The sequence below is a fragment of the Priestia sp. YIM B13491 genome, from assembly GCF_042787605.1.
Taxonomy (GTDB): domain Bacteria; phylum Bacillota; class Bacilli; order Bacillales; family Bacillaceae_H; genus Priestia; species Priestia megaterium_E.
On the sequence record NZ_JBHZOR010000003.1, the window covers coordinates 474,898 to 498,547 of the forward strand.

32 protein-coding genes are annotated in these 23,650 nt (G+C 38.9%); 11 read left to right on the forward strand and 21 right to left on the reverse strand.

What is annotated here, in order from left to right:
* Positions 1-143 precede the first annotated feature (143 nt).
* Both sfnG and ACFX4E_RS13510 read left to right on the forward strand, forming a co-directional pair.
* A complete protein-coding gene (gene sfnG / locus ACFX4E_RS13505) occupies positions 144-1,217 on the forward strand; it encodes a dimethylsulfone monooxygenase SfnG (RefSeq protein WP_377238409.1) in 1,074 nt (357 codons plus the stop codon).
* 42 nt (positions 1,218-1,259) lie between these two features.
* A complete protein-coding gene (locus tag ACFX4E_RS13510; protein ID WP_098334335.1) occupies positions 1,260-2,480 on the forward strand; it encodes an acyl-CoA dehydrogenase family protein in 1,221 nt (406 codons plus the stop codon).
* A gap of 46 nt (positions 2,481-2,526) precedes the next feature.
* On the opposite strand, the gene ACFX4E_RS13515 is transcribed toward ACFX4E_RS13510, so the two are convergent.
* Positions 2,527-3,441, reverse strand: a complete 915-nt coding sequence (locus ACFX4E_RS13515) for an NAD(P)-dependent alcohol dehydrogenase (protein ID WP_028409350.1) — start codon at positions 3,439-3,441, stop codon at positions 2,527-2,529.
* A 170-nt stretch (positions 3,442-3,611) separates the two neighbouring features.
* Between ACFX4E_RS13515 and ACFX4E_RS13520 the strand changes: the two genes are divergently transcribed.
* The 4 genes from ACFX4E_RS13520 (at position 3,612) to ACFX4E_RS13535 (ending at position 8,096) form a co-directional block, all read left to right on the forward strand.
* Positions 3,612-4,304: a response regulator transcription factor gene (locus tag ACFX4E_RS13520; RefSeq protein WP_028409351.1), complete on the forward strand. Its 693-nt coding sequence runs from the start codon at positions 3,612-3,614 to the stop codon at positions 4,302-4,304.
* Positions 4,297-5,301, forward strand: coding sequence for a sensor histidine kinase (locus ACFX4E_RS13525; RefSeq protein ID WP_377259040.1), 1,005 nt, complete (start codon positions 4,297-4,299; stop codon positions 5,299-5,301). The genes ACFX4E_RS13520 and ACFX4E_RS13525 overlap by 8 nt, the downstream gene beginning before the upstream one ends.
* Positions 5,302-5,401: 100 nt before the next feature.
* Complete coding sequence (locus ACFX4E_RS13530; RefSeq protein ID WP_028409353.1) at positions 5,402-6,163, forward strand: ABC transporter ATP-binding protein; 762 nt, start codon at positions 5,402-5,404, stop codon at positions 6,161-6,163.
* Positions 6,153-8,096, forward strand: coding sequence for an FtsX-like permease family protein (locus tag ACFX4E_RS13535; RefSeq protein WP_377238410.1), 1,944 nt, complete (start codon positions 6,153-6,155; stop codon positions 8,094-8,096). The genes ACFX4E_RS13530 and ACFX4E_RS13535 overlap by 11 nt, the downstream gene beginning before the upstream one ends.
* Positions 8,097-8,144: 48 nt before the next feature.
* Here the strand turns inward: ACFX4E_RS13535 and ACFX4E_RS13540 are convergent, their stop codons facing one another.
* The 3 genes from ACFX4E_RS13540 to ACFX4E_RS13550 all read right to left on the reverse strand — a co-directional run bounded on the left by ACFX4E_RS13540 (position 8,145) and on the right by ACFX4E_RS13550 (position 10,677).
* Positions 8,145-8,759, reverse strand: coding sequence for a GNAT family N-acetyltransferase (locus ACFX4E_RS13540; protein WP_377238412.1), 615 nt, complete (start codon positions 8,757-8,759; stop codon positions 8,145-8,147).
* A 107-nt stretch (positions 8,760-8,866) separates the two neighbouring features.
* Positions 8,867-9,469 carry a dienelactone hydrolase family protein gene (locus tag ACFX4E_RS13545; protein ID WP_098580079.1) on the reverse strand — a complete coding sequence of 201 codons (603 nt, stop codon included), beginning with the start codon at positions 9,467-9,469 and terminating at the stop codon, positions 8,867-8,869.
* Positions 9,470-9,474: 5 nt separating this feature from the next.
* On the reverse strand, positions 9,475-10,677 hold the full coding sequence (locus ACFX4E_RS13550) for an aminotransferase-like domain-containing protein (protein WP_377259043.1): 1,203 nt from the start codon (positions 10,675-10,677) through the stop codon (positions 9,475-9,477).
* A gap of 480 nt (positions 10,678-11,157) precedes the next feature.
* Here ACFX4E_RS13550 and ACFX4E_RS13555 point away from each other — a divergent pair, with 480 nt between their 5' ends.
* The 3 genes from ACFX4E_RS13555 to ACFX4E_RS13565 all read left to right on the forward strand — a co-directional run bounded on the left by ACFX4E_RS13555 (position 11,158) and on the right by ACFX4E_RS13565 (position 12,296).
* On the forward strand, positions 11,158-11,484 hold the full coding sequence (locus tag ACFX4E_RS13555; protein ID WP_028409358.1) for a PadR family transcriptional regulator: 327 nt from the start codon (positions 11,158-11,160) through the stop codon (positions 11,482-11,484).
* Positions 11,485-12,024 carry a DUF2812 domain-containing protein gene (locus tag ACFX4E_RS13560; protein ID WP_028409359.1) on the forward strand — a complete coding sequence of 180 codons (540 nt, stop codon included), beginning with the start codon at positions 11,485-11,487 and terminating at the stop codon, positions 12,022-12,024.
* Between the two features lie 95 nt (positions 12,025-12,119).
* Positions 12,120-12,296, forward strand: coding sequence for a hypothetical protein (locus tag ACFX4E_RS13565; RefSeq protein WP_165574902.1), 177 nt, complete (start codon positions 12,120-12,122; stop codon positions 12,294-12,296).
* Positions 12,297-12,335: 39 nt separating this feature from the next.
* Here ACFX4E_RS13565 and ACFX4E_RS13570 read toward each other — a convergent pair whose 3' ends face one another.
* From ACFX4E_RS13570 to ACFX4E_RS13620, 11 genes are all read right to left on the reverse strand, one after another.
* Positions 12,336-13,112, reverse strand: a complete 777-nt coding sequence (locus tag ACFX4E_RS13570; protein WP_098332116.1) for a sulfite exporter TauE/SafE family protein — start codon at positions 13,110-13,112, stop codon at positions 12,336-12,338.
* Between the two features lie 70 nt (positions 13,113-13,182).
* Positions 13,183-13,407: a sulfurtransferase TusA family protein gene (locus ACFX4E_RS13575; protein WP_025750977.1), complete on the reverse strand. Its 225-nt coding sequence runs from the start codon at positions 13,405-13,407 to the stop codon at positions 13,183-13,185.
* 24 nt (positions 13,408-13,431) lie between these two features.
* Positions 13,432-14,559, reverse strand: coding sequence for an MBL fold metallo-hydrolase (locus ACFX4E_RS13580; protein WP_098332118.1), 1,128 nt, complete (start codon positions 14,557-14,559; stop codon positions 13,432-13,434).
* Positions 14,560-14,621: 62 nt separating this feature from the next.
* The gene (locus ACFX4E_RS13585; protein ID WP_028409363.1) at positions 14,622-15,173 is read right to left on the reverse strand and encodes a sulfurtransferase TusA family protein; all 552 of its coding nucleotides are present in this window, start codon (positions 15,171-15,173) and stop codon (positions 14,622-14,624) included.
* 56 nt (positions 15,174-15,229) lie between these two features.
* Positions 15,230-15,526 carry a rhodanese-like domain-containing protein gene (locus tag ACFX4E_RS13590; protein WP_028409364.1) on the reverse strand — a complete coding sequence of 99 codons (297 nt, stop codon included), beginning with the start codon at positions 15,524-15,526 and terminating at the stop codon, positions 15,230-15,232.
* Between the two features lie 22 nt (positions 15,527-15,548).
* A complete protein-coding gene (locus ACFX4E_RS13595) occupies positions 15,549-15,905 on the reverse strand; it encodes a rhodanese-like domain-containing protein (protein ID WP_028409365.1) in 357 nt (118 codons plus the stop codon).
* 27 nt (positions 15,906-15,932) lie between these two features.
* On the reverse strand, positions 15,933-16,415 hold the full coding sequence (locus ACFX4E_RS13600; protein ID WP_013058040.1) for a DsrE/DsrF/DrsH-like family protein: 483 nt from the start codon (positions 16,413-16,415) through the stop codon (positions 15,933-15,935).
* Between the two features lie 47 nt (positions 16,416-16,462).
* A complete protein-coding gene (locus ACFX4E_RS13605) occupies positions 16,463-16,690 on the reverse strand; it encodes a sulfurtransferase TusA family protein (RefSeq protein ID WP_028409366.1) in 228 nt (75 codons plus the stop codon).
* A 92-nt stretch (positions 16,691-16,782) separates the two neighbouring features.
* On the reverse strand, positions 16,783-17,043 hold the full coding sequence (locus ACFX4E_RS13610; protein WP_028409367.1) for a metal-sensitive transcriptional regulator: 261 nt from the start codon (positions 17,041-17,043) through the stop codon (positions 16,783-16,785).
* Positions 17,033-17,398, reverse strand: coding sequence for a sulfurtransferase (locus ACFX4E_RS13615; protein WP_098332120.1), 366 nt, complete (start codon positions 17,396-17,398; stop codon positions 17,033-17,035). Before ACFX4E_RS13615 ends, ACFX4E_RS13610 begins: the two co-directional genes overlap by 11 nt.
* 332 nt (positions 17,399-17,730) lie before the next feature.
* Positions 17,731-18,048 (reverse strand): hypothetical protein, encoded by a 318-nt coding sequence (locus ACFX4E_RS13620; protein ID WP_028409369.1) that lies wholly within the window; start codon positions 18,046-18,048, stop codon positions 17,731-17,733.
* Positions 18,049-18,204: 156 nt separating this feature from the next.
* On the opposite strand from ACFX4E_RS13620, the gene ACFX4E_RS13625 reads away from it, so the two are divergent.
* Entirely contained in the window at positions 18,205-18,423 is a 219-nt protein-coding gene (locus ACFX4E_RS13625) for a hypothetical protein (protein ID WP_098332121.1), read from the forward strand.
* 107 nt (positions 18,424-18,530) lie between these two features.
* Here the strand turns inward: ACFX4E_RS13625 and ACFX4E_RS13630 are convergent, their stop codons facing one another.
* The 3 genes from ACFX4E_RS13630 to ACFX4E_RS13640 form a co-directional block, all read right to left on the reverse strand.
* Positions 18,531-19,058 (reverse strand): complement C1q domain-containing protein, encoded by a 528-nt coding sequence (locus ACFX4E_RS13630; protein WP_028409371.1) that lies wholly within the window; start codon positions 19,056-19,058, stop codon positions 18,531-18,533.
* Between the two features lie 149 nt (positions 19,059-19,207).
* Entirely contained in the window at positions 19,208-19,987 is a 780-nt protein-coding gene (gene fabI / locus ACFX4E_RS13635; protein ID WP_014459159.1) for an enoyl-ACP reductase FabI, read from the reverse strand.
* Positions 19,988-20,103: 116 nt separating this feature from the next.
* A complete protein-coding gene (locus tag ACFX4E_RS13640; protein ID WP_028409372.1) occupies positions 20,104-20,979 on the reverse strand; it encodes a LysR family transcriptional regulator in 876 nt (291 codons plus the stop codon).
* Positions 20,980-21,093: 114 nt separating this feature from the next.
* Between ACFX4E_RS13640 and ACFX4E_RS13645 the strand changes: the two genes are divergently transcribed.
* Positions 21,094-21,987, forward strand: a complete 894-nt coding sequence (locus ACFX4E_RS13645) for a DMT family transporter (RefSeq protein WP_377238415.1) — start codon at positions 21,094-21,096, stop codon at positions 21,985-21,987.
* 31 nt (positions 21,988-22,018) lie between these two features.
* On the opposite strand, the gene ACFX4E_RS13650 is transcribed toward ACFX4E_RS13645, so the two are convergent.
* The 3 genes from ACFX4E_RS13650 to ACFX4E_RS13660 form a co-directional block, all read right to left on the reverse strand.
* The gene (locus tag ACFX4E_RS13650; RefSeq protein ID WP_060745262.1) at positions 22,019-22,510 is read right to left on the reverse strand and encodes a GNAT family N-acetyltransferase; all 492 of its coding nucleotides are present in this window, start codon (positions 22,508-22,510) and stop codon (positions 22,019-22,021) included.
* Between the two features lie 23 nt (positions 22,511-22,533).
* The gene (locus tag ACFX4E_RS13655; protein ID WP_153255133.1) at positions 22,534-22,716 is read right to left on the reverse strand and encodes a hypothetical protein; all 183 of its coding nucleotides are present in this window, start codon (positions 22,714-22,716) and stop codon (positions 22,534-22,536) included.
* A 170-nt stretch (positions 22,717-22,886) separates the two neighbouring features.
* On the reverse strand, positions 22,887-23,597 hold the full coding sequence (locus ACFX4E_RS13660; protein WP_028409376.1) for a GntR family transcriptional regulator: 711 nt from the start codon (positions 23,595-23,597) through the stop codon (positions 22,887-22,889).
* Positions 23,598-23,650 lie beyond the last annotated feature (53 nt).

A 23,650-nucleotide genomic window follows, 5' to 3' on the forward strand; every position in this document is an offset into this window, starting at 1 on the left:
CAGCATCCATACTGCCTGTCAGGCTACTGAAGGCTCTTCTCTTCTCTTCAACTTGAAGCGAGATAAGAGCCTTTGGCATTTAAGGAGTTGAATGTTTAACCCAGCTCATTTATTTTCACTATTTAACTAAGGAGGCGTTACATATGAGTTTGCAATTTGCTTATTGGGCTCCGAACGTAAGCGGAGGTCTTGTCATCTCCAACATTCCTCAAAAAACAGAGTGGTCATTTGAAGCGAACAGCCGGTATGCGCAAATTGCCGAGCAGGGGGGCTTTGATTATGTTCTCTTGCAAACTAGGTTTTTTGCAAGCTACGGAGCTGAAAATCAACTAGAAGCTGCGACTCTCGCTTCTGCTTTGGCCGCCACTACTAAAAAAATCAACATTATTACAGCCGTTCTTCCGGGGCTATGGCATCCCGGCGTATTTGCTAAAATCATTTCGACTATTGATCATATCAGCAGCGGACGCGTCTCTGTGAACATCGTAAGCGGCTGGTTTAAAGGCGAATTTAACGGCTACGGCGAACCATGGCTAGATCATGATGAGCGATACCGCCGTTCTGAAGAATTTATTAACGTGCTTCGAGAGCTATGGAAAAACGAAACGACTACGTTCAAAGGAGACTTTTACCGATTAAATGACGCACCGTTAAAACCAAAGCCTCTTCAGCCGCCAAAAGTATTTCAAGGAGGAAACTCTAAAGCCGCCCGTGAAATGGCAGGCCGAGTATCAGACGTTTATTTCATGAACGGCAACTCGATTGAAAACTTAAAAAACCAAATTGAAGATGTAAAAGCAAACGCAAACGGCCGTGATATTCAATTCGGGGTGAACGGGTTTGTCATTGTCCGTGAAACGGAAGAAAAAGCAAAACAAGTGCTAAAAGAAATTGTTCTACAAGCGGATAAAGAAGCCGTTGAAGGGTTTGAAAGTCAAGTGAAATTTGCGGGCAAAGCTTCTCCTCAAGGTGAAGGCATGTGGGCAAACTCTTCTTTTGAAAACTTAATCCAGTACAATGATGGCTTCCGAACTGGCCTTATCGGAACAGCCGAACAAGTCGCCAATCAAATTATCGAACTGAAAAAAATCGGAGTGGATATTATTTTGACAGGCTTTTTACATTATGAAGAAGAAATCAAAACGTTTGGCGAAACCATCATTCCGCTCGTAAGACAAAAAGAAAAGGAACTAAAAGAAAAAGCGGGCGCATTGTAAATAGTTTATCGTAACAAACATTAAAATTTTTGGAGGTATGTTATGTCAGTCGAAATTTCTGCACGTCCTGTATATAATCAATCAACGCGCGCTTATTACGCGTCCATCCGGGAGAAAATCTCTTCTCTTGTAGATGAAGTGATCCGGCCTAATGCAGCCCTTACAGATGAAGAAGGCGTTTTTCCAAGAGAAAATTTAGAAGCGCTTATTAAAGCCGGCTGGGGAAATATTCTTGTACCAAAGGCTTACAACGGCTTAGAGCTTGATCACGTGGCTTTTGCAATTGTAGCTGAAGAAATTGCAAAAGCTTGTGCTTCTACTGCTTTAGTTTACGTGATGCATGTCGGAGCGATTCAAACTATTACGCTGTATGGAAACGACGATCAAAAGAAACGCTGGTTACAGCCAATTGACCAAGGGCTGATTGGTACGTACTCTACAAGTGAAAAAGCCTCAGGAGGACACTGGTGGTACAACTTCAGCCAAGCACAGAGAAATGACGAAGATTATGTAGTTAATGCTGACAAATCATTTACTACGAGCGCCGGGCAAGCTGATTTTTATATCGTCCAAACACGCAGTCCTGAAGCACAAGAAGCAACGGATATTAGCTTTTTTATTGTAGATGGAAAATCAGACGGCATCACCGCAAGTCCATGGGAAGCGCTGGGCGTTCGTGGCAATCACAGCGGTCCGATTTCTTATAAAAATGTACATGTGCCAAAAGAAGATCTTCTAGGCAGTGAAGAAACAGGGAAAGAAATCGTCTTAAACGGCGTTTCCCCTATTTATTTAATTGGCCTTGGTTCTGCTTGGCTTGGAGTAGCGGAACATGCGCTAGAGCTTGCGGTTAACCATGCAACGCGAACGATTCACCGCGATTTTAATAACCAGCTTAGCGACTATCAAGTCATTCGCCAGCAGATTGCCGAAGCAAAAGTCCTCATTGAAAGCACAAAACCATGGCAAATTGACTTGGCAGAACAGCTTGATATTTTACAAGCTGAACAAAAAGCACAAGGTGTCCTTACCCTCCCTCTAACTGAATTTAAAGTGCACGCTTCAGAAGTAGCCAACAAAGCAACGCGAATTGCATTGGATGTAAGCGGCGGATACGGCTATAAAAAAGGACCTATTGAACGTTTGTTCCGAGATGCCAGAGCTGGCATTGCTATGGGCCCTTCTAATAATATTGCCAGAGAATGGATCGGAAAGAACCTTGTAGGGCTTCCTCTGGAACTTTGGATTAAAGGCGGAGAGTAACGTTTAATATCGTAAAAAAGAGGATCTTTTAAAGAGATTCTCTTTTTTACTTTTTTAACGTAACGACTACGCTCCCTATTTTATGTCCGGTTTCTACATACTCATGAGCTTCTGGAATTTGTTCTAAAGAGTAGCATCTATCAATCACTGATTTTATCTGCCCTTCTTCCATCAGCTTTTTAAGAAGCAATAAATCTTTCGTCTGCACTTTGGCAATTCCTTGCCCTTCGACCGAAACAAAGCGTCCATTTAAGGCTAACGCTTCCTGGCACTGATTTTTTGTGATTTTCCCAACGGCATCAAAGATAAGATCGTATCTTTCTTCTTTTTCAGTAAAATTTTCGTGTTGGTAGTTGATGACGCGGTCTGCTCCTAAAGACTTTACTAGTTCACTATTTTTAGCACTGCACACGCCTGTCACTTCAGCTCCGTAATAGCTAGCAAGCTGTACAGCGGCAGTTCCTACTGCACCTGAAGCACCGTAGATAAGCACTTTTTGACCAGCTTGAATGTTTCCTTTTCTAAAAAAATGCAGAGCCGTCGTGCCGCCAAAAGAAATAGAGGCGGCTTCTTCACAGGTTACATTCTCTGGCTTTACGGCTATTGTCCCCTTTTCTGGTAAGCAGATATATTCCGCATATCCTCCGAACTTCATACCAGTCATTGCAAACAGCTGGTCGCCTTTTTTGAACCGCGTTACGTTCTTTCCGACGTCCTCTACTTCTCCGGCCAGCTCTACGCCTAGTATTGATTTTCTAGGCTTCCGTAATCCTAAAACTATTCGCATTGGAAGCCACAACAGCAGTGGACTGTTAAAGCTCCTCACTCTGCAGTCGCCCGATGTGACCGTGGTGGCATGAATTTTTATCAGTATTTCATTCTCTTTTGGAGTAGGATTTTCCACTTCTTCAAGCTGAAGAACATCTGGTTTACCATACTTTGTACATACCATTGCTTTCATAACAGCTCTCCTTTTTTCACTAGAGTTCAATATATGTTTATAAACTATGCTCGTCGAAAGCTATTCTTTCACATTTTATAAAGAACGCCGGTGAATCTACTATCACATATGGTAAATAAAAGGATATTGCTATAAAATAAGTATAAAAACAGAAAGCGTGGTACGTGTTATTGTTTAAACTTCTTTTAATTGAAGATGATGTAACGCTGTTTAACGAACTGAAAGAACGGTTGGAGCAATGGTCTTATGATGTTTACGGCATCCGTGATTTCAGTAACGTTATGCAGGAGTTTAGCGAGGTAAAACCTGATTTAGTTATTATGGATATTCAGCTGCCGAAGTATGACGGATTTCACTGGTGCAGAATGATTCGTTCTCATTCAAAAATCCCTATCATCTTTCTATCTTCACGTGATCATCCTTCTGATATGGTAATGTCTATGCAGTTTGGCGCAGACGACTTTGTGCAAAAGCCGTTTCATTTTGATGTGCTTGTAGCAAAAATACAGGCCCTTCTCCGCCGCGTGTATAATTACAGCGTTGAACAAGTAAACCTTCTTTCATGGCAAGGCGCAACGATTGATTATGAAAAAAACAAAGTATCAGCGGGATCTACAGCTATTGATTTAACCAAAAATGAAATCTTTATTTTAAAATGCTTAATACAAAAAAAGAATACGATTGTAAGCCGAGATGAACTGATTAATAGTTTGTGGGAAGATAAACGGTTTATCAGTGACAATACGCTGACGGTAAACGTCAATCGCCTGCGAAAAAAATTAGATGAAATTGGACTTGGAGCTTTTATTGAAACAAAAGTCGGCCAAGGCTACGTAGCCATTGAAGAGGAACGCTATGATTAAACTCTTTATTCGCGAGCGTTTAAGCTGGATCCTTTTCTTTTTTATCATACATTTTTTTATGCTGTTTATCGCGTATATTGATGAATCCATTCCTCTGTCTTCGATTCTCTATATCGTGTTTTTATCATCGATTATCTTTCTTATTTTCTGCGTCTTCCGCTATCACAAAGAAACGAAATTTTATCAAAAGCTAAAAGATGAAGAAGACTTTTTTGATTCTTCTACTCTTTCTCATCCGCTGCGTCCGTTTGAAAAGATTGTTCAGCGAAATCTGATGCAACAATTAGAACAAGCGAAAAAAGATGGCGTGGAAACTCAGCTGCACGTGGCGCAGGAAAAAGATGAACTGTTAGCTTGGATTCACGAAATTAAAACGCCGTTAACTGCGATGCATTTAATAATTGAACGTTTAGAAAATCGAGAAGTTAAAGCAAACTTGAAGTTCGAGTGGCTACGCATTCACTTTTTGCTTGATCAACAGCTGCATCAAAAGCGCATTTTCTTTATCGAAAATGATATGTATATTGAACATCTTGATTTAGAGTCCCTTATTTTCACTGAAATCAAAACGCTGCAAGCTTGGTGCATGCAAAAAAATATTGGGTTTGATGTGGACCTACAGGCAGAACGTGTACTGTGTGACGCAAAGTGGCTTTCGTTTATTATGAGACAGCTGTTAACAAACGCAGTCAAGTACAGTGAAGAATCTGATGTGATGATTAGAAGCTACGAGCACCGCGGTCAAGTATACATCGAGGTAAAAGATAACGGACGGGGCATTTCTCCTCAAGATATGCCGCGCATTTTTGAGAAAGGTTTCACTTCAACTACGCAGCATGAAGACAGCCGCGCTACAGGCATGGGCTTATATCTGGCTCAAAAAGCTGCGCAGGCCCTTTCTATTCACATTGGCGTGCAGTCAGCTCTTAACGAAGGCACAACGTTTACACTTGCCTTTCCTAAATCAAATGATTTTGTGGATATGAAAAGCATGTGACAAAAATGTCACATGCTTTCGTTATTTGTTCGGTGAATCAAAGGAAAAGCTAAAGCCCTTTTTCTATAATAAACGTATCAGATCAAAGGAGTGAGTATATATGAACATATTAGAAGCAACTAATATTCATAAAAGCTACGGAAATAAATTTAATAGACAAGAAGTATTAAAAGGCGTAGACATTACGATTATGAAAGGAGAATTTGTAGGAATTATGGGCGCTTCAGGATCAGGCAAGACGACGCTTCTGAACGTGCTTTCCTCCATTGATAAAATCAACGGAGGAACCATCAAAATCGAAGGAAATGAAATTAGCAGAATGAAAGAAAAGCAGTTAGCAAACTTCCGAAAAACACATTTAGGCTTTATTTTTCAAGACTATAACTTGCTCGATACGCTGACAGTAAAAGAAAATATCCTCTTGCCTCTTTCCGTTGCGAAAACTCCTTCAGCAGTAGCTCACAAAAAATTTGACGCGCTTGCTAAACAGCTCGGTATCTACGAGCTAAAAGACAAATACCCAAATGAAATTTCGGGCGGACAAAAACAGCGTACCTCCGCTGCAAGAGCCTTTATTCATGAGCCAAGCATGATTTTTGCTGACGAACCAACCGGTGCACTTGACTCAAAAGCGGCCAGCGATTTGCTAAACAAATTGACCGAGCTTAATGACAAAAGAAGCGCAAGTATTGTGATGGTAACGCATGACCCAGTGGCAGCCAGCTACTGCAGCAAAGTTATTTTTATAAAAGACGGACAAATCTATACGCAGCTGTACAAAGGCGATCAAACGCAAAAAGCCTTTTTTGACGATATTATGAAAACGCAAGGCGTGCTAGGCGGGGTTCAACATGAACATTAATCAGCTGATTTTCCGCAACTTCAAAAAGAACGTAAAAAACTATTATTTATACGTTTTTGCACTAATTTTCAGCGCAGCATTATATTTTGCTTTTGTAACGCTGCAGTATGATCCTGCTCTTGATGCAACCAAAGGCTCAATTAAAGGAGGCGCGGCGGTTCGGGCCGCTTCTGTTTTACTTGTAGCCATTGTTTCTATCTTTCTATTATATGCAAATACGATTTTTATTAAGCGGCGCAGTAAAGAAATTGGCTTATTTCAGCTAATTGGCATGACCAAAACAAAAATTTTCCATATTTTGACCGTTGAAAATTTCATGCTATATTTTTCCTCATTGATTGTCGGCATTTTAATTGGTTTTTCGTTTTCAAAAGCGGTCATTATGATTTTGTTTAAAATCACCGATACAAAAGGCATTGCCAAGCTTCACTTTTCAGAAGAAGCCTTGATTCAAACGCTTATTGTGTTCGGCGTCATCTATTTGTTAATCATGACGATGAACTATCTTTTTATTAAAAGACAGACCATTTTAGCACTATTCCGCGTTACGTCATCAACAGAAAGCAAAACAAAAAAAATCAGTATTCTTGAAATTATTAGTGGAATTCTTGGCATGATCTTTATCGCTTCCGGCTACTATATTTCTGCTAAATTGTTTGACGGATCTTTTACAAGCATGAATGCTTTGTCCATCGCAATGGTATCTATTTTAGCTTCGGTTATCATCGGAACCTATTTGTTTTATAAAGGCTCGGTTCGATTTTTATTAAATCTTATGCGAAAAAGCAAAAGAGGTTATTTGTCAATTAACGATGTACTATCTCTTTCATCCATTATGTTTCGGATGAAATCAAACGCATTATTGCTGACGGTTATTACAACCGTATCGGCTCTTGCCATTGGCCTGTTGTGCTTGAGCTATATCTCTTATTACTCTGCTGAAAAGTCGGCTGAAGACTATGTCCCTAATGATTTTTCTATCAATAATACAAAAGACGCTGCTTCGTTTAAAGCAGCGCTGGATCAAAAGAAAATAGCGTATACGGAAAAAAAGATCGACGTCATCCAAGTAAACGTAAACGTAAAAAACATCTCAGAAAATAATTTAGAAGGTCCGATGGTAGACTCGTCCGCTATGGTTTTTTCGATTGTTAGCGAAAAATCTGTTAGTGGTGTAAATGTAGCTCAAAATGAAACTTTGTTTACCGGCTATAATGATATGCTTCAACGAGTAAATTCATTTAAAGATTCCGGGGAAATTGAGCTAAAAGGAAAGAAAAAAGTCATTCCGCAAAAGTATATAGGTTTAAATCGAAAATTTCTCTTATCTACCTATTTTACGAGCGGCATGCCTACTGTGATTGTAGACGATTTCGTGTTTAACAAACTGGAAAAAGACGTCGATCCTTCTATTCAAAGAGAATCTTCTGTGTACACAGGGGTAGATATAACACAAGAAAATGACTTACCAAAAGCAAACGAGATTTTCAAAGAAATGAAATTGGGCAATCATACTTTCAATGATTCGCGTATCGAAACGGTAAAAAGCCAAAAGCAGACTATGGGTCTAATTATGTTCATTGTCGCTTTCCTTGGACTAGCCTTTTTAATCACCTCAGGGTGCATTCTTTACTTCAAACAAATGGACGAAAGTGAAGATGAAAAGCCGAACTATACCATTCTTAGAAAGCTAGGTTTTACCGAAAAAGACTTACTAAACGGAATAAAAATTAAGCAGCTCTTTAACTTCGGCATCCCGTTAATCGTAGGCTTGCTTCACAGCTATTTTGCCGTACAATCCGGCTGGTTCTGGTTTGGAACAGAGGTTTGGACACCCATGATTATCGTCATGATTGTCTATACGGCTCTGTACTCTATTTTTGGTATTTTATCTGTTCTTTACTATAAAAAAATTATTAAAGAAGCTCTTTAAAGATAAAAAGCACAAGCTACAGCTTGTGCTTTTTATCTTTAAATGCCATTAATTGCTGGCGTTTTCTTTATTTTCCGCACTGGCTGCATGCAAAAAATTTTCTAATCGCTTTTTGACAAACGGCCATTCGTCATCGATTATACTGAAGATGACCGAATCTCGTACGTATCCATCAGGTAAAACCATATGTTTTCTGCTGATGCCTTCCTGGGTAGCCCCTAACCGTTTAATAGCAGCTCTGGACCTATTGTTTCGCACATCCGTTTTGAATTGAACGCGGTGAAGCTTCAGCTCTTCAAAACAGTATTTTAACAATAAATACTTACACTCCGTATTAACCCGAGTGCGCCACACGGACGGATGGTACCACGTCCAACCTATTTCTACGCTTTTGTTGGGAAGTGATATATCTAAAAATCTCGTGCTTCCTACAATTGAATGTGACTTTATATCAAACACAGCAAAAGGCAGCTCTCTTCCCTCTTGCTTTGCTTTTAAAGCATTTTCAACGAGCCGTTTCATATCACTTAGACTATGAACGTTTACCGGGAGATGCTCCCAAATTTCTTTCGGTTTTGCAGCTTCATAGAGTCCTTGTTCATGCATTTTCCCAAGCGGCACTAGCTTTACCGCTGTTCCTACAAGCTCACCTGACTTTAGCATAACTTCGCTCCTTTTCGATACGTCTAAAGAAAATGTTAATACATGTATACGTACTGAAAAAGAGTCAGTTTCTGCTTATTGTAAGGTATCACTTTCAGAATACATAGCTAGTGATCAGCTAATTGCTTTTCGAGAAACTGACTGATTGTTTGGAAGGCTTGGTCTGCTGATTCTTTATTAAAGGTTTGTGAAAAAGGATTCATAAAACCATGAACGCCATAAAATTTTTTGATTTCCAAAAGCGGCTCTCTTTTTTGCTTTAATGAATTTATTAAACAGTCTACATCAAATGTTTGCTCTTCAGCAGGAAAAATAAGAAGAGTTGGGCAAACAGGACTTCTATTTACATAATCTCTAATACGGGATCCGTAACAGCCAATCACAAAGTCACACAAATTGTTTTCACTGCATAGCCACGATATTGTTGCTCCTACACTGAATCCTATAACTCCTACTTCTTCATATTCTTGTTTTAGTTGAATTAGCATGTTAGTAATTTGTTTTGAACCCTCATCAATCCCAATGTTTTGAACAAAGTTTTGATAAGCCATTCCTTCTTCTTCATAACTATAGGAAACGTCTTTAGATAATAAGTTAGGACAGATAATATCTGCCTCTAACTTAGACAGTTTCTCTTTCATCCACTTCATATGATCGTTCACACCGTATATTTCATGAATCAATAAAATAGCTTTATTTGATTTTTCCATTACTTTTATAAAACAGTCGTTTCCCTTGTCAATTCACGATGCAATACGTCTCCCATGCGCTTCATGCCTTCAACGATTTGTTCAGCAGACATATTAGAATAATTCAAGCGCAGCGCATTGTTTCTTGTGCCGTTTGGAAAGAATGGCGTTCCAGGCACGCAGGCTACGTTATTTTTTAGACATTCTGAAAAGATATGTCCTGAATCGATCCCTTGAGGCAGTTCCACCCAAATAAACAATCCGCCTTCTGGCTTACTGTAAGACAAATTCTCCGGGAAAAATTCTTCAATGCACGATAGCATTTGGGTACATCGCTCTTTGTATACGGCTTTAATTTTTTGAAGGTGCTCTTCGATATCATAAAGCTCCATGTACTTAGCCGTTACGCGCTGAGCAAAGCTGTCCGTATGCAAGTCTGCCACTTGCTTAAACGCTACGTACTTATCAATGAAGTCTTCATCTGCACACACCCAGCCGATTCGAAGACCTGGCGCAAAAATTTTAGAGAATGTGCTGATATAAATAACTCTGCCTTCTGTATCAAAATGCTTAACCGGCGGCAGCGTTTCTCCTGCAAATCGGACTCCTCCGTACGGATTATCTTCTACAATCAGCACATCGTATGCGTTCGCAAGCTCAATCATTCGCTGACGTCTTTCGCGCGTTAAGGTGCGTCCTGTAGGGTTTTGAAAATCAGGAATCGTATAAATAAATTTCGCATGGGGATTTTCCTGAAGCTTTTTCTCTAGTTCTTCCATAATCATTCCGTCTTCGTCCATGTCCACTTCTACAAACGTCGCATTATAGGATTTAAATACGTTAATAGCCGCTAGGTACGTTGGGCTTTCACAGATTACCACGTCTCCGTCATTAAGAAACAGTCTTCCGGTAAGATCGATTGCCTGCTGAGATCCGGACGTAATTAAAATGTTCGAAACCGTGGACTCAATGCCGATGTCCTTCATTCGTTTAGAAATTGCTTCTCGTAAAGGAATATACCCTTCAGTTGTACTATATTGAAGCGAAGCGGCTCCGTCTTCATTTAATACCGCGCGGCACGCATCGTTCATTGCTTCAACGGGAAATAGCTCCGGCGCTGGAAGTCCTCCTGCAAACGAAATGACTTCTGGTCGTTCCGTTACTTTTAAGATTTCACGCGTTTCAGAGGATTTTACAAGACTAGCTCGTTGGGCAAATTTATCTTTCATTAATGATCATTCCTTTTCTAGATTTTAAACTTTTACAATAATTATTCGAATAGTCAGAAAAATTTAAGCAGAAGCCGTGGAAGATGCCTTTTTAATAGACAACCAGCATCTGCTTGCTCTCTGACTCTTCATTTCTTCTTGATGCCACGTTCTCCTTTCGGTACATATTTTTCTCATTCACTATTTGTAATACAAATCAAAGGTCGTACGATAATTATGGCTTTGTATTTAATGTATGTTAAAAAGGATAACATAAAAATCAAATAAATAAACAATAAATTCTATAAATTCTTAATTTTTTATGCGAATATATTTATCTTAGTAAACTATTTTGTAAGATCTCTTCCCTTTTATACTCATTAAATCGTTTCATGAGATAATCATAAACCTAAAATTTAACATTTTCTATTGACTATATATATCATTAAATGATATATATTAATTAACGATATATCGTTTAATGATATAAGGAGGTTGAATATGCCGCGAAACGATTCATTAGAGACAGGGGAACTTACCGATACGTCCTACTACATCTTAGTGTCCCTCATAGAAGCAAAACACGGGTATCTTATTATGAAAACCATTGAAGACATGACCAATCAACAGTTTTCGATTGGACCTGCATCCATGTACACCACGATTAAAAAGCTTCTTGCAGCTGAGTTAATTATGCTTTTTAGCGAAAGCAAAGACAAAAAGAAAACGTATGTTGCAACGGAAAAAGGAATTCAGTTTTTAAAAAAAGAAATTCAGCGCCGTAAAGAAATGATTAAACACGCTGAAGATGCTTTAGGAGGTTTATAAATGAAAAAGACAAAATACATAATGAGCGGCGGAACGGCTTTTGCAGAGCAAGAAGATTTACAAAAGCTCAGCGACTATGCTAAAAAAGGCTGGCTATTAGATCGTTTTGCATTTTTAGGATATACCTTAAAAAAAGGAGAGCCTCAAGACCTTCAATATTCACTGGATTTTCAGGAAAATGCAGATGATGAATATTTTCTGCTTTTTAAAGATGCTGGATGGCAGCACGTTTGTTCAGAGGGGCATGCAATGCATATTTTCAGCGCACCTCCGGGAACAAAACCTATCTATTCCGATATAGAGACTATTATTGACAGATACAAACGAGAAAAGCATTTCGTAGGGAAAGCAGCGCTATCTATTCTTGCCATTATGGTGTTTCTTCTGCTTTTTAACGCTATGAGCTCATACGGTTGGTTGCCAGAAGCAGTGGGAATGATTAGCGACATTTTATTGATAATTTCAACAGTGCTTCTAGTATTTCCAGGACTTCCTTACCTGGCGTATCAGCGTAAGTTAAAAAAGCTTCGCAACATCTAAAGAGATACTCTTTTTATTGACCTTTCCTATAAAACCCTTTATAATCCTTATTAACTCGATAAGATTTAAAGGTTTTAGTACAGGAGTGATGAAAAGTGAAATGGCTTCATTTGCTGTTTAATGAACGATGTCCTAAATGCAAGCAAGTGTTAAATACATCAAAATCCAATGCGCTTCGCTCTACTGTTGTGAAAATATGTCCGTCGAACCACTATCAAAAAGAATTTCATCCTGCGCTTGAAACGTTTGTGGAAAGTGATGAAGTACTATAAAAAAGCTAAAGCTATGGAAATCCATAGCTTTAGCTTTTTTTATAGCAGCCCCCACCAAATCTTAATTGCCGTTGCTAAAATTAAACCGGCAAGGATCCACTGAAGCACTTTTGTATTCATTTTCTGACCAACTTTTGCCCCAATTGGAGAAGCAATTAGGCTTGCTACCACTAATATAAGTGCAGGTATAAATGGGACTTGATGCGTTATCAGCTTTCCAACCGTCGAACCAATGGAAGAAATAAAGGTAACGGCTAGTGAAGTTGCGATGGTAATTCGAGTTGGAATTTTAAGTACCACGAGCATCACGGGAACTAAAATAAAGGCTCCTCCTGCTCCTAACACCCCTGCTACGGCTCCGATAAGCAGTGATAAAATAGAAGCTAATCCTTTGTTGAATTGAAGTTCGCCTTCTTTTATCTCATCTAAATTTTTCTTTGGGATAAACATCATAATAACCGCAATAAGAGCTAAAACTCCATATACAACATTTAATCCTTGTTCATTCATATAATGTGAGCTGTAGCTTCCAATCATGCTGCCGATTAGAATATTGCTGCCCATATATAAAATTAATGATTTGTTTAAAAATCCGCTTTTTCGATACGCCCATACGCCGCCTATTGTCGCAAAGAACACTTGAACAGCTCCTGCACCTGAGACTTGATGAGCCGTTAATGCTCCTACTCCTACCAATGGAGGAATATATAACAGCATCGGATAATTAATAACAGACCCGCCAATACCGACCATACCGGAAATAAACGACCCAATAAATCCAATAAGAAAAAGCGTGATGATAAATGTAAGATCCATCTATAGTCGCTCCGTTTCATATAAGGAAAGGGTACCTTTTACAACAGATACCCTTTTCGTCCATTATTTCTTATCCTTTTTTAATCCAAAATTTAAGAACGTCGCCTTCTTCTGTCTGAAGAAGCTCATGACCGCCAGATTTCGCCCAAGCTGCAAGGTCATTTTTCGCCCCTTTATCCGTTGCGTGAATTTCTAACACTTGACCTGCTTCTAGTTCATTCATTGCTTTTTTTGTTTTAACAATCGGCATTGGACAGGCCAGCCCTTTTGCATCTAGTACTTTAGTTGATTCCATTTCTCTCTCTCCTTTGTTTAGGTTTTAGCGAATCGCACAGCGGTTTGGTCCAATTTCCATTTCACGCTGTTTTTCTTCATCTGGACTTACTTTCCCCATATTAGTTTCACGGATTTCTTGATATGCATTTGGCTGCGGCGGTAAGTTATCTGTTACTAAGTGTCTGAACTCTGCTTCGTCTTTAATGTTTAATCCATGATTTTCTGCAAACAAAGTACCTAACTTTTCAGCTACGCTGCCGTTGTCATTTAGCTCATCAATAATCATAAAATGAGCTGGCAATACGATTAACTCATCTGATAATGCTTTATAGCGTGTATAAAGCGTTTCGCGCAGATCGCCTACCCAGTCTTCAGCCATACCAGCTAAATCAGGACGTCCAATTGAATCAATGAACAAAATATCACCTGAAAGCAAGTATTGATCGTCTACGATAAAAGAAGTTGATCCAATCGTATGACCCGGTGAATAAAGAGGCTGAATCGTAATCATTGTGTTACCAATGACGACATCACTGCCTTCTTCTAACGCGTTGTAGTCAAAAATCACTTCTTCTGCATCTTTTGGAGGCAGCCAGTACGCTGCATTTGTTGCTTCCGCAATAACTCTTCCTCCTGAAATGTGATCTGCATGAAGGTGCGTATCAAACACATGCTTAACAGTGACACCATGTTCTTTGGCAAAGTTAATATACACATCCGCCATACGCGTCGCATCAATAATAGCCGCTTCACCGTTTGATACGATCATATATGATAAGCACCCTTTACCGATACGAACAAACTGATAGATCTCTCCGCCGTCTTTTAAATCTCCGACTTTAACAGGCTCTAAATATTCACTCCACGCTTTCATACCGCCTTTAAGGTACGATACGGTAAGACCCGCTTCTGAAAGCATGTCAGCTACCATCACTGATGAACCTTCTTTGGCGCAGACAACTAACACTTCTTTATCAGAAGGGATTTTTTCTAAGATTTCTTCTACTCCGTCTAAAAGATCGAAATACGGCACATTTAAATGCTGAAATTGATGACCTTCAATTTTCCAATCGCTAAAATCACTTTCGTTACGAACGTCCAAGATAAATAGCGCTTCTTTATTGATAATTTTAGATGTAACTTCTTTTGCAGTAAGAACATGTACTGTCATATTAAAATACCTCCTTGGGTATATAAAATATCAAAATTTTTTAATTCACTATAATTCATTAGTTATTCTACTTTACCTGTCCAGTCACGCATACCAGGAACCACGTTAATTAGATGTTTAAACCCTTGCTTTTTCATCGTTTGCCCTGCCATTTCACTTCGTCTTCCAGAGTGGCAAATAATATAAATTTCATTCTCTTTATTTAGCTCATTCGAACGTTTTTCTACTTCACCAAGGGGAATATGAACTACGCCTGGAATATGAGCTTCATCGTATTCTTCTACTTCACGAACGTCTAAAATATGAAGATGTTCATCATTCTCTACTTTTTTCGCAAATTCTTCTAATGAAATTTCAGGAATTGGCGTTACGTTTTCTTCAGCGCCGCCTTTACGAAGAAAGTGGTGAAGAACGTCACCTGCTGCCTCGGTACCTAAATACTCATGACCTGTGCTTTTTGCCCACGCTTGTAAGTCAGCCGTAGAGCCTTTATCCGTTGCTTGAATTTCTAGTACTTGACCTGCTTCTAATTCATTCATTTTCTTCTTTGTTCTTACGATTGGCATTGGACATGCTAACCCTTTTGCATCTAATACGAAGTTTCCTTGCATCATTTCTTTTTTCCTCCTTGGTTTAAATACTAGTAGGGGTATATTTTTCTCCAAAAAAATTAGATCGTTTCCCCTTTCCACTCCATCATTCCGCCTGTCATATTCGTTACACTGTAGCCTTGCTGCTCAAGAAAACGAGCTGCCATTCCGCTTCTGCCTCCAGAACGACACACCACAATGTAGTTCTTTGCTTTGTCTAACTCATGCATACGGAATTCCAATAAAGGAAGCGGGATATTTAACGCGTTTGGAATTTTACCTATTTTTACTTCCTCTACTTCACGCACATCTAAAATGTGAATTTGTTCTTGTTTTTTTACTAATTGTTCTACTTCTTGTGCCGCTATTGTCTTCACGCTACTTCTCCTCCTTTTTGATTTATCTCCACGTATTCATGCCGCCTTTAACGTTGGTGATGGATGTAAAACCTTGTTTTTTCAACAGTTTACTTGCTTTCATACTTCTCATTCCGCTTTGACAAATAACGATTACTTCTCTGTCTTTTGAAAGCTGGCCTGTTTGCGCTGGCAGTTCTGATAAAGGAATGTTTCGAAACCCTTTAATATGTTTGGTACGAAATTCATGCGGTGTTCGCACATCGATAAACTGTTTATGTTTATTTTTTAACTCTGCTTTTAATTCCATCGTCGATATTTGCTGTATTCCTTTTACTGGTGCAAAACGCTGATACAAAAACCACAGCAGAAAGATGATAATAAGCGCATTGATAATCATATTAACCCTCGCTTCATGAGTTATCTTTTAGATGAATAAGTTTACGTTTCCATCTTCTGCGTCGGCTAAATACGCCGCTACGCCTGCATATTCAATATTATCTAGCAGCTCTTTTTCCTGTAACCCTAGAAGATCCATCGTCATCGTACAAGCCACTAGCTTCACATCTTGTTCTTGCGCCATTTCGATAAGCTGCGGCAGCGTTAGGGCATTATGCTTTTTCATTACGTTTTTAATCATTTTAGGTCCCATACCTGCAAAATTCATTTTAGATAAGCCCATTTTATCCGCACCGCGCGGCATCATTTTGCCAAACATCTTTTCTAAAAATCCTTTTTTCACCGGCACCATTTCTTCTTTACGAAGTGCATTCAATCCCCAAAACGTATGGAATATCGTCACTTCATGATCATAAGCAGCTGCTCCGTTGGCAATAATATAAGCTGCCATCGCTTTGTCATAATCACCGCTAAATAATACAATTGTTGTTCGTTTCTTTTGTTCAGTCATGTTGTTCCTCCTCTTACCCTACGGGGTATATTTAATTCTAAAAAAAATTAGCCTTTTTGAATGTAAAAGATAAATGTGCTGCCTTCTTCTTTAAAATCAATAAGCTCGTGTCCTGTTGATTTTGCCCACGCTGTTAAATCACTTTTAGCACCTTTATCTGTTGTTTGCACTTCTAATACTTGACCTGTTGTTAAAGTATCCATTGCTTTTTTTGTTTTTACGATTGGCATTGGACAAGCTAGTCCTTTTGCATCTAAGACATGATCAATTTTCATCGTATTTCTCTCTCCTTTTTATATACATATACCTGTAAGGGTATATTATACTAAATAATGATATTCGTCAACCTTAAACAAGGTGACAATGATTAACGACTTTTCACTAACAGCTGTACAGCTTCTTTCACTAAACCTTCCGTTGGCTCTCCTTGCTCCAGACTTTCTCTAACGCACTGTTCAAGATTGCTGCTCACAATGACTCCCATTGTGCGATCAATGGCACTTCTTGCAGCAGATAATTGAGTCACGACGTCTCGGCAGTCTTTTCCTTGCTCCATCATGCTAAGCACGCCTTTTAGCTGCCCTTCAATTCGGCGCAGGCGATTTTTCACCTGTTGGTTATACTCCATAATCAAATACCCCTTTCTTTCCTTTACTTTTACACTTACACGCTGCTAACTCATAGCTGCGTACTTCAAAACCTTTTTTTCGTAAGAACCTTACGCCCAAATTTAACTCCACTCTATCTCTGGCAATCAGATGAACGCTGCCCTGTGGAATTTCTGAATAAAAGCGTTTTAGATACGCATACGGAATAACTATACCAATCGAATCGCGAACTTCATGGTAATGACGAATATCTACAACCGTTCGCCCAAGTTCTTTTGCTTCAGATTCACGTATGCACTGTATTCTTTTAACGGGATAATAACGTTTGTATGCAATAAATAAAATAGCAAGCAACAACACTGCTATATAGAGCATAACCATCACCGCCTTGCTATTGAATTAATGTTGTTTACATGCTTTATATTATACCCCTATAGGTATATTGTCAAGCGAGAAAATTATATTTAATTTTGCTCATTTACATAGTTGCTTTACCTCGAACTAGTCCATTTTATACAGCTTAGGCATTATAAATGTTGGTCTTTAACTCGCTTTATATATGTACCCCCTACCCTATCGACCAAACATATTCTTCATCATCGTCGCTCGTATACAGCGCTGAAAATCAAGCTTACTGCATCATTCACGTCTACACACAAAAGGTCCAGTTCCCAAGGAGAACCGGACCTTTTATGGTAAAAAGCTGATTAGCTTTGATGATAAATATTATGCCATTGATTCCACGAACTGTGTGGATGCTGCTGGTGCCACTGATTCCATGGCACATATGGATTTTGCTGATGCCACTGATTCCACGTACCGTGCGGATACTGCTGATGCCACTGATTCCAAGGTGTGTATGGATGTTGTTGATGCCATTGATTCCATGTGCCGTGCGGATACTGTTTATGCCACTGCTCCCAAGGTACATGAGGATGTTGCTGATGCCATTGATTCCACGTGCCTTGAGGATGCTGATGATGCCATTGTTCCCATGGAATATAATGTTGCTGTCCTTGATGCATATTTCGTCAACTCCTTTTCCTTTGCCACATCATATGTTCTTTTTAGAATTTAGAGCTTATCTATTTTAAAATATAGGCGTTTGATTAATTATGAATTAAATTACATATCTGTTCTTATATAGTAACACTCAAATAAAACACCCAGCATGATTTCAAATGGTTAAAAACTTGCCTTTACTAATGGCCATCTTACTTATAGGAGTAAGCTTTTCTCTTATAAGCGGAAGCGTAAACTTATCTGGAAGTATAGAATGGATATTTCTTATCATTAGCCTTATTGCTAATATTACTGCCGTGATTGGCCATTCTTTACACGTATTTGTCTACCTTCCTGTGAAAAAGGCTGAGAAAAATCTAAAAGAAACGTTTCAATGAACATAAGCAAAAGAAGCAGGTTTCTTATAAGAAACCTGCTTCTTTTTCCTGCTTTTATTGAACTGGTTTTTCTCGGCTTCTATACACCAAAAGATGCATGTAGCTCTTTATTCGGAAGGAGATGGAAATCTTGCTGCTTCGAAATGCGACACATTTTCTGTTGTGACAATTGTGCCGTCAACATTACCTTCCGCGAAGACTTCAACTCGATCTCCTTTTTCTAAATTGTAAATAGTAGAGACCGATACTACGTTAACAAATATAGTGTTTCCTCCAAAGAAATCATTATCAATTGCGATAACTGCCGTGCCATTGACACGAATTTCTACGCGCGCTCGATAATCGACAGTCGTATCGTTAGGAAGAAATCCAATTGTAGCAACAAGAGAATAGACGCCATCTTTTTTGGGGCGAAAAACAGACGTAACAGGATTATATTCATTTGCTAAATCAAATTGTTTAAACTGATAAGAAACTTTCACAGAAGTGTTTGCTGATACGGGCTGATTTGTAAGGTTAAGAGCACGAAACGCTGAGTCCCTTGTATTTCCTTGTGGGGAAGAACAATGATGATGTTTCTTAGAAAAATGAGACTTTTCTACATAATATCTATCATCTTTTTTAATCGTAATCATCCTTTCTTTATGTGTCTATCTATTTTATTCATCCGCAGGAAAAATGCTTGGATGCTTGTCCTTTAACACATAATTTTCACTAGAGGAAACGATAGATTTCTGAGTTTTCCACAAAAAAACACCTTCTCATTCGAGAAGGTGTTTAGGAATTAACCTACAATATTGTAACCAGCGTCTACGTGTACGATTTCTCCCGTTACGCCGCGTGAAAGATGGCTCAGTAATACAACCGTCATGTCGCCAACTTCTGCTTGCGTTACGTTACGCTTAAGAGGTGCCTTTTCTTCAACTTTGTGAAGAATTTGGTTAAAGTCAGAAATACCTTTTGCTGCAAGCGTACGAATTGGACCTGCTGAAATAGCATTTACGCGGATATTGTCTTTTCCTAAGTCTAATGCTAAGTATTTTACTGAAGACTCAAGCGCTGCTTTCGCTACGCCCATTACGTTATAGCCTTCAACTGCGCGCTCTGCACCAAGATAGCTCATTGCTACAAGAGAACCGCCTTCTGTCATAAGAGGTTTTGCTGCTTTTGCTACCGCGATAAATGAATAAGCGCTTGTATCTTGAGCAAATGCATATCCGCTTCTTGATGTATTGATAAACTCACCGTTTAAATCTTCTGAGTGAGCAAACGCAACAGAGTGAATCACTCCGTGAACTGTGCCTGCTTCTTCTCCGATTTTCTTGAACGCTGCTTCAATGCTTTCATCGCTGTTCACGTCACATTCAGCAATTAGTGATGCTTGAATTTCATTTTTTTCTAGCAGCTTGTTCAATTTTCCTAGTGAACGTTCTTTACGGTATGTAAAAATTAAGTTTGCTCCTACTTGATGAAGGGCTTTTGCAACACCCCAAGCAATACTTCTGTCGTTGGCAACTCCCATAATCACAATGTTCTTGTTCTTTAATTGTAATAAATCTTCCATATTATCCTCCAAAAAAAATTAGTCATCAATGATGACTAATAGGTAATTGTATAGCTTTATTATAGCACAAAGATGCGCTTAGTTCCTAAGAGTCTTATGAATTAACCGATTTTGCTCTATAACTTATCTGAATCCTGCAGCCATGCTTGCGTTGTTTCAGCAAATTTTTTGGCTGCAGGTGAAAGATGATAACGAGTAGCTAGACCAATTGAACGGTAGCTGTCTACTTGAAACGGAATCGCACGCAGCTCTTGCGGGATCGAATCTAAAAGCATTTCAGGTAAAATGCTAATTCCTAAGTGATGCGTAACCATCGATAAAATAGCACTTTCATCCATTAATTCAAAACGGATGTCAGGCTGAATGCCGTGTTCTTCAAACAATTGCTTAATATCATGATAACCGCCGTATGTCGGCATAATAAACGGTTCTTTCTCTAGATCTTCAAAAGAAACGGTTTTCTGATGGTATAGAGCACTTTGATTCGATACGACGCACAGCAGCCGGTCTTTTTTTAAAGAAATAATATGAAATTGACTTGAATGCGTAATGTTGATAAAGCCGCAGTCTATTTCTCCGCTCAGCAGCCACTGTTCAATTTCAAGGTAGTCGCCTTCCTTGAGCTGAATTTGAATCTCAGGATAGTTTTTCTCCATCAGCCGAATAATTTCAGGAAGCCATTTGGTCGACACGCTTTTAAAAATACCGATTTTAATCGTTCCTTTTGCAAGACCTAAGAGGCTGGCTGCTTCTTGATGAACTTTTTCATTTTCTTGCAGCACTTTCCGAATAGCAAGCAGCATCGTTTCGCCTTCTGTTGTTAAGGTAATACCCGCCCTGTTTCGATTTACAAGCGGAAATCCAAATTCCGATTCAAGATTTGTAATGGCATGACTGACCGCTGACTGCGTGAGCGCCATCGCATCTGCCGCTTTTGTAAAGCTTTGCAATTCCGCTACTTTGTTTAAGATTTCATATTTCACTAAGCTCATTTTATCCCACTCCAACATGAATTTAATTCACGTTCATCATTATAAAGATTCATTTTATTAATATCAAATTCCTTTGTATACTGTGGGTACATGATAAAAAATGGAGGGTTGAACGTGAGTTACCGCACACGAGCAAATATGATGATGATTGGGGTAAACGTATTTTGGGGTATGTCGTACGTGTTTATGAAAATGGGGCTTAGTTCACTCGGGTCATTTACCATTATTGCGCTTAGATGTTTGATTGCTTTTTTCATTGCCGGGCTGTTTTTTCATAAGCCTTTACGGCAAATCACGCGCAAAACGATTTTATCATCCGCTATTTTAGGGTTTTTACTGTTTTCCGTTTTTGCATTTGTCACGTTTGGCGTCAGCATGACGTCTGCTTCAAATGCCGGATTTCTTGTCAGTTTAACGGTCATTTTTGTTCCGTTGCTCACCTGCGTGTTAGTGAAGAAGCTTCCTTCTTGGCCGATTGGGCTCGGCATTATCACTACCCTAACCGGTATAGGTGTTTTAACTTTAAAGCACTCCTTTCATATGAATGCTGGTGATTTACTTTGCATTGGAACCGCACTATGTTATGCCGTTCATATTACGTTGACAGGCACGTTCACCAAAAATGAAAATCCAATTGCTCTTGGCATTTTACAGCTTGGTTTTGCTGGATTGTTTGCACTGCTTTGCAGCTTTTTATTTGAGCACCCGAGCATCCCCACTACTTTATCATCATGGGTTGCGATTTTAGGTCTTGGCGTTCTTTGCAGCGCGATTGGCTTCATTTGTCAAGCTATTGCGCAGCGCTATACAACTCCTACTCACACAGGCCTTATTTTTGCAACAGAACCGATTTTTGCTGCGCTGTTTGCCGTTCTTTTTTTGCATGAGCTGTTTACGCTTAAAGAACTGATTGGTTCTGTTATTGTCATCGCAGGGATTTTAATTGCGCAGTTAGACGATTTGCTACTTAAAAAAAGCGTTCATTATCAAGAGACACTGCCAAAGTAAAAGCCGCTAGATAAAAATCTAGCGGCTCACTTTATACCTTATATGTATAAAACTTTTTATCTACGTTCATCACCGGGAAATTCTCAGGCAGCTTTTCTTTCTCTATATGTTGAAACCCATTTTTCTCATAAAATCGATGAGCAGCTCTATATTGTAATGTGGTTCCTAAATATATTCTTTCCACTTCCTGCTTTTTTGCCCACGCGATGGCTGTATGCAATAACCGATGAGCTGTTTTGAAATTTGCTCCTCTATAAGACTTTGCTACAAACATTTTTCGCAGCGCTACTTGACGGCTGCCGATGTCTATTAAAGCCACGCTTCCTACTACTCTTTCGTTACAAACAGCAACCCAGAAGTTTCCGTTTCCCTGTTGATAAAAGCTTTCAATTTCAAACAAATCAGGCTGATCTTTTTCCGTTATCGGAATGTGGTATTCTTGCTGCTGAATAGGAAGAATTAAATCCACTACTTGCTGTTGATACTTGCTAGCATATGGCTGAATAATGATACTTTCACTCAAAACCTCCACCGCCTCTAATCAGTTTACTCCATCTTACTTTTGACTGTTTTTAATACTGCACAGCCTATGTTCATTATAAAACCAATCACAATACCTGCAAGAATCGATATCACACCTACAGCGATAAAATCGCCTTTAGTCGGCTGAAATAAATTCATGGAAAGCAAACCGAACATAAAAAGCATGGGAATAAGATAACTCAGCATCTTTTTCAATTTCGCACCTCATTTCCTTATCTTTATAAACCCTGTAACCATTTTATCGTATAGTAATTTCCTATTTATTACAATCATTATCTTATTTCATATTTTTATCGAAAAAATGAAATAAAGTGCCTGCCTCTCGTTCCTTACTAATTTAAGAGACAGACACTTATTTATAAAACATGACTCGTGGCTTGTAAAAAGAACTGAGACTGTTCGTAGTTGTACGTTACTTTTGAAAAGTCAAACGGCTGGCCGTTGGCTAAATGAAAAAGCGTTTCAATAAACAATTTAGGATCGCCTTCTTTTAATCCTAAGTATGTAGCTTCTTCTTCGTTCAGCTTGCCGACGTGAAGATATAGATCAGAAAACCCGATTTTTAAGCCAAGTCCTTCTTTAATGTAATGAAAAATAGAATGAGAAACAATTTCATTATTTAAGTACGTAACGATGGATTTATTATAAAACGATTCTTCTAGACAAAGCGTCTGGCCGTTAATATACCGTACTCTTTTTACATAATAGACGTCACTATTTTCTTCTATGTTTAAATTTAACGCGGCTTCTTGCGTCGGCTTTCGTACATCTAACTCAATCACTTCCGACGTTAACTGAAAATCTTCAAGTTCGCTCGTAAATCCTTGATTGGAAAGCAAGCCAATGTATCCTGTTCGTTTATGACGACGGACAAAAATGCCGCTTCCTCTCACTTGAAAAACAACGCCTTTTTTCTCCAGCAGATCCAAGGCTTTTGTTACCGTACTTTTGCTTGCCTTAAACTGCGCCATCAGCGTTTCTAATACCGGCAGCTTATCTCCTTGCTGAAGCTTGTGTTCTTCAATATAGGTTTCAATTTCAATTGCAATTTGTTGGTATTTAATCATAGCTATACCTCTTTACTGAATTTGTCTCAAGAATAACACGATTATACCATAAT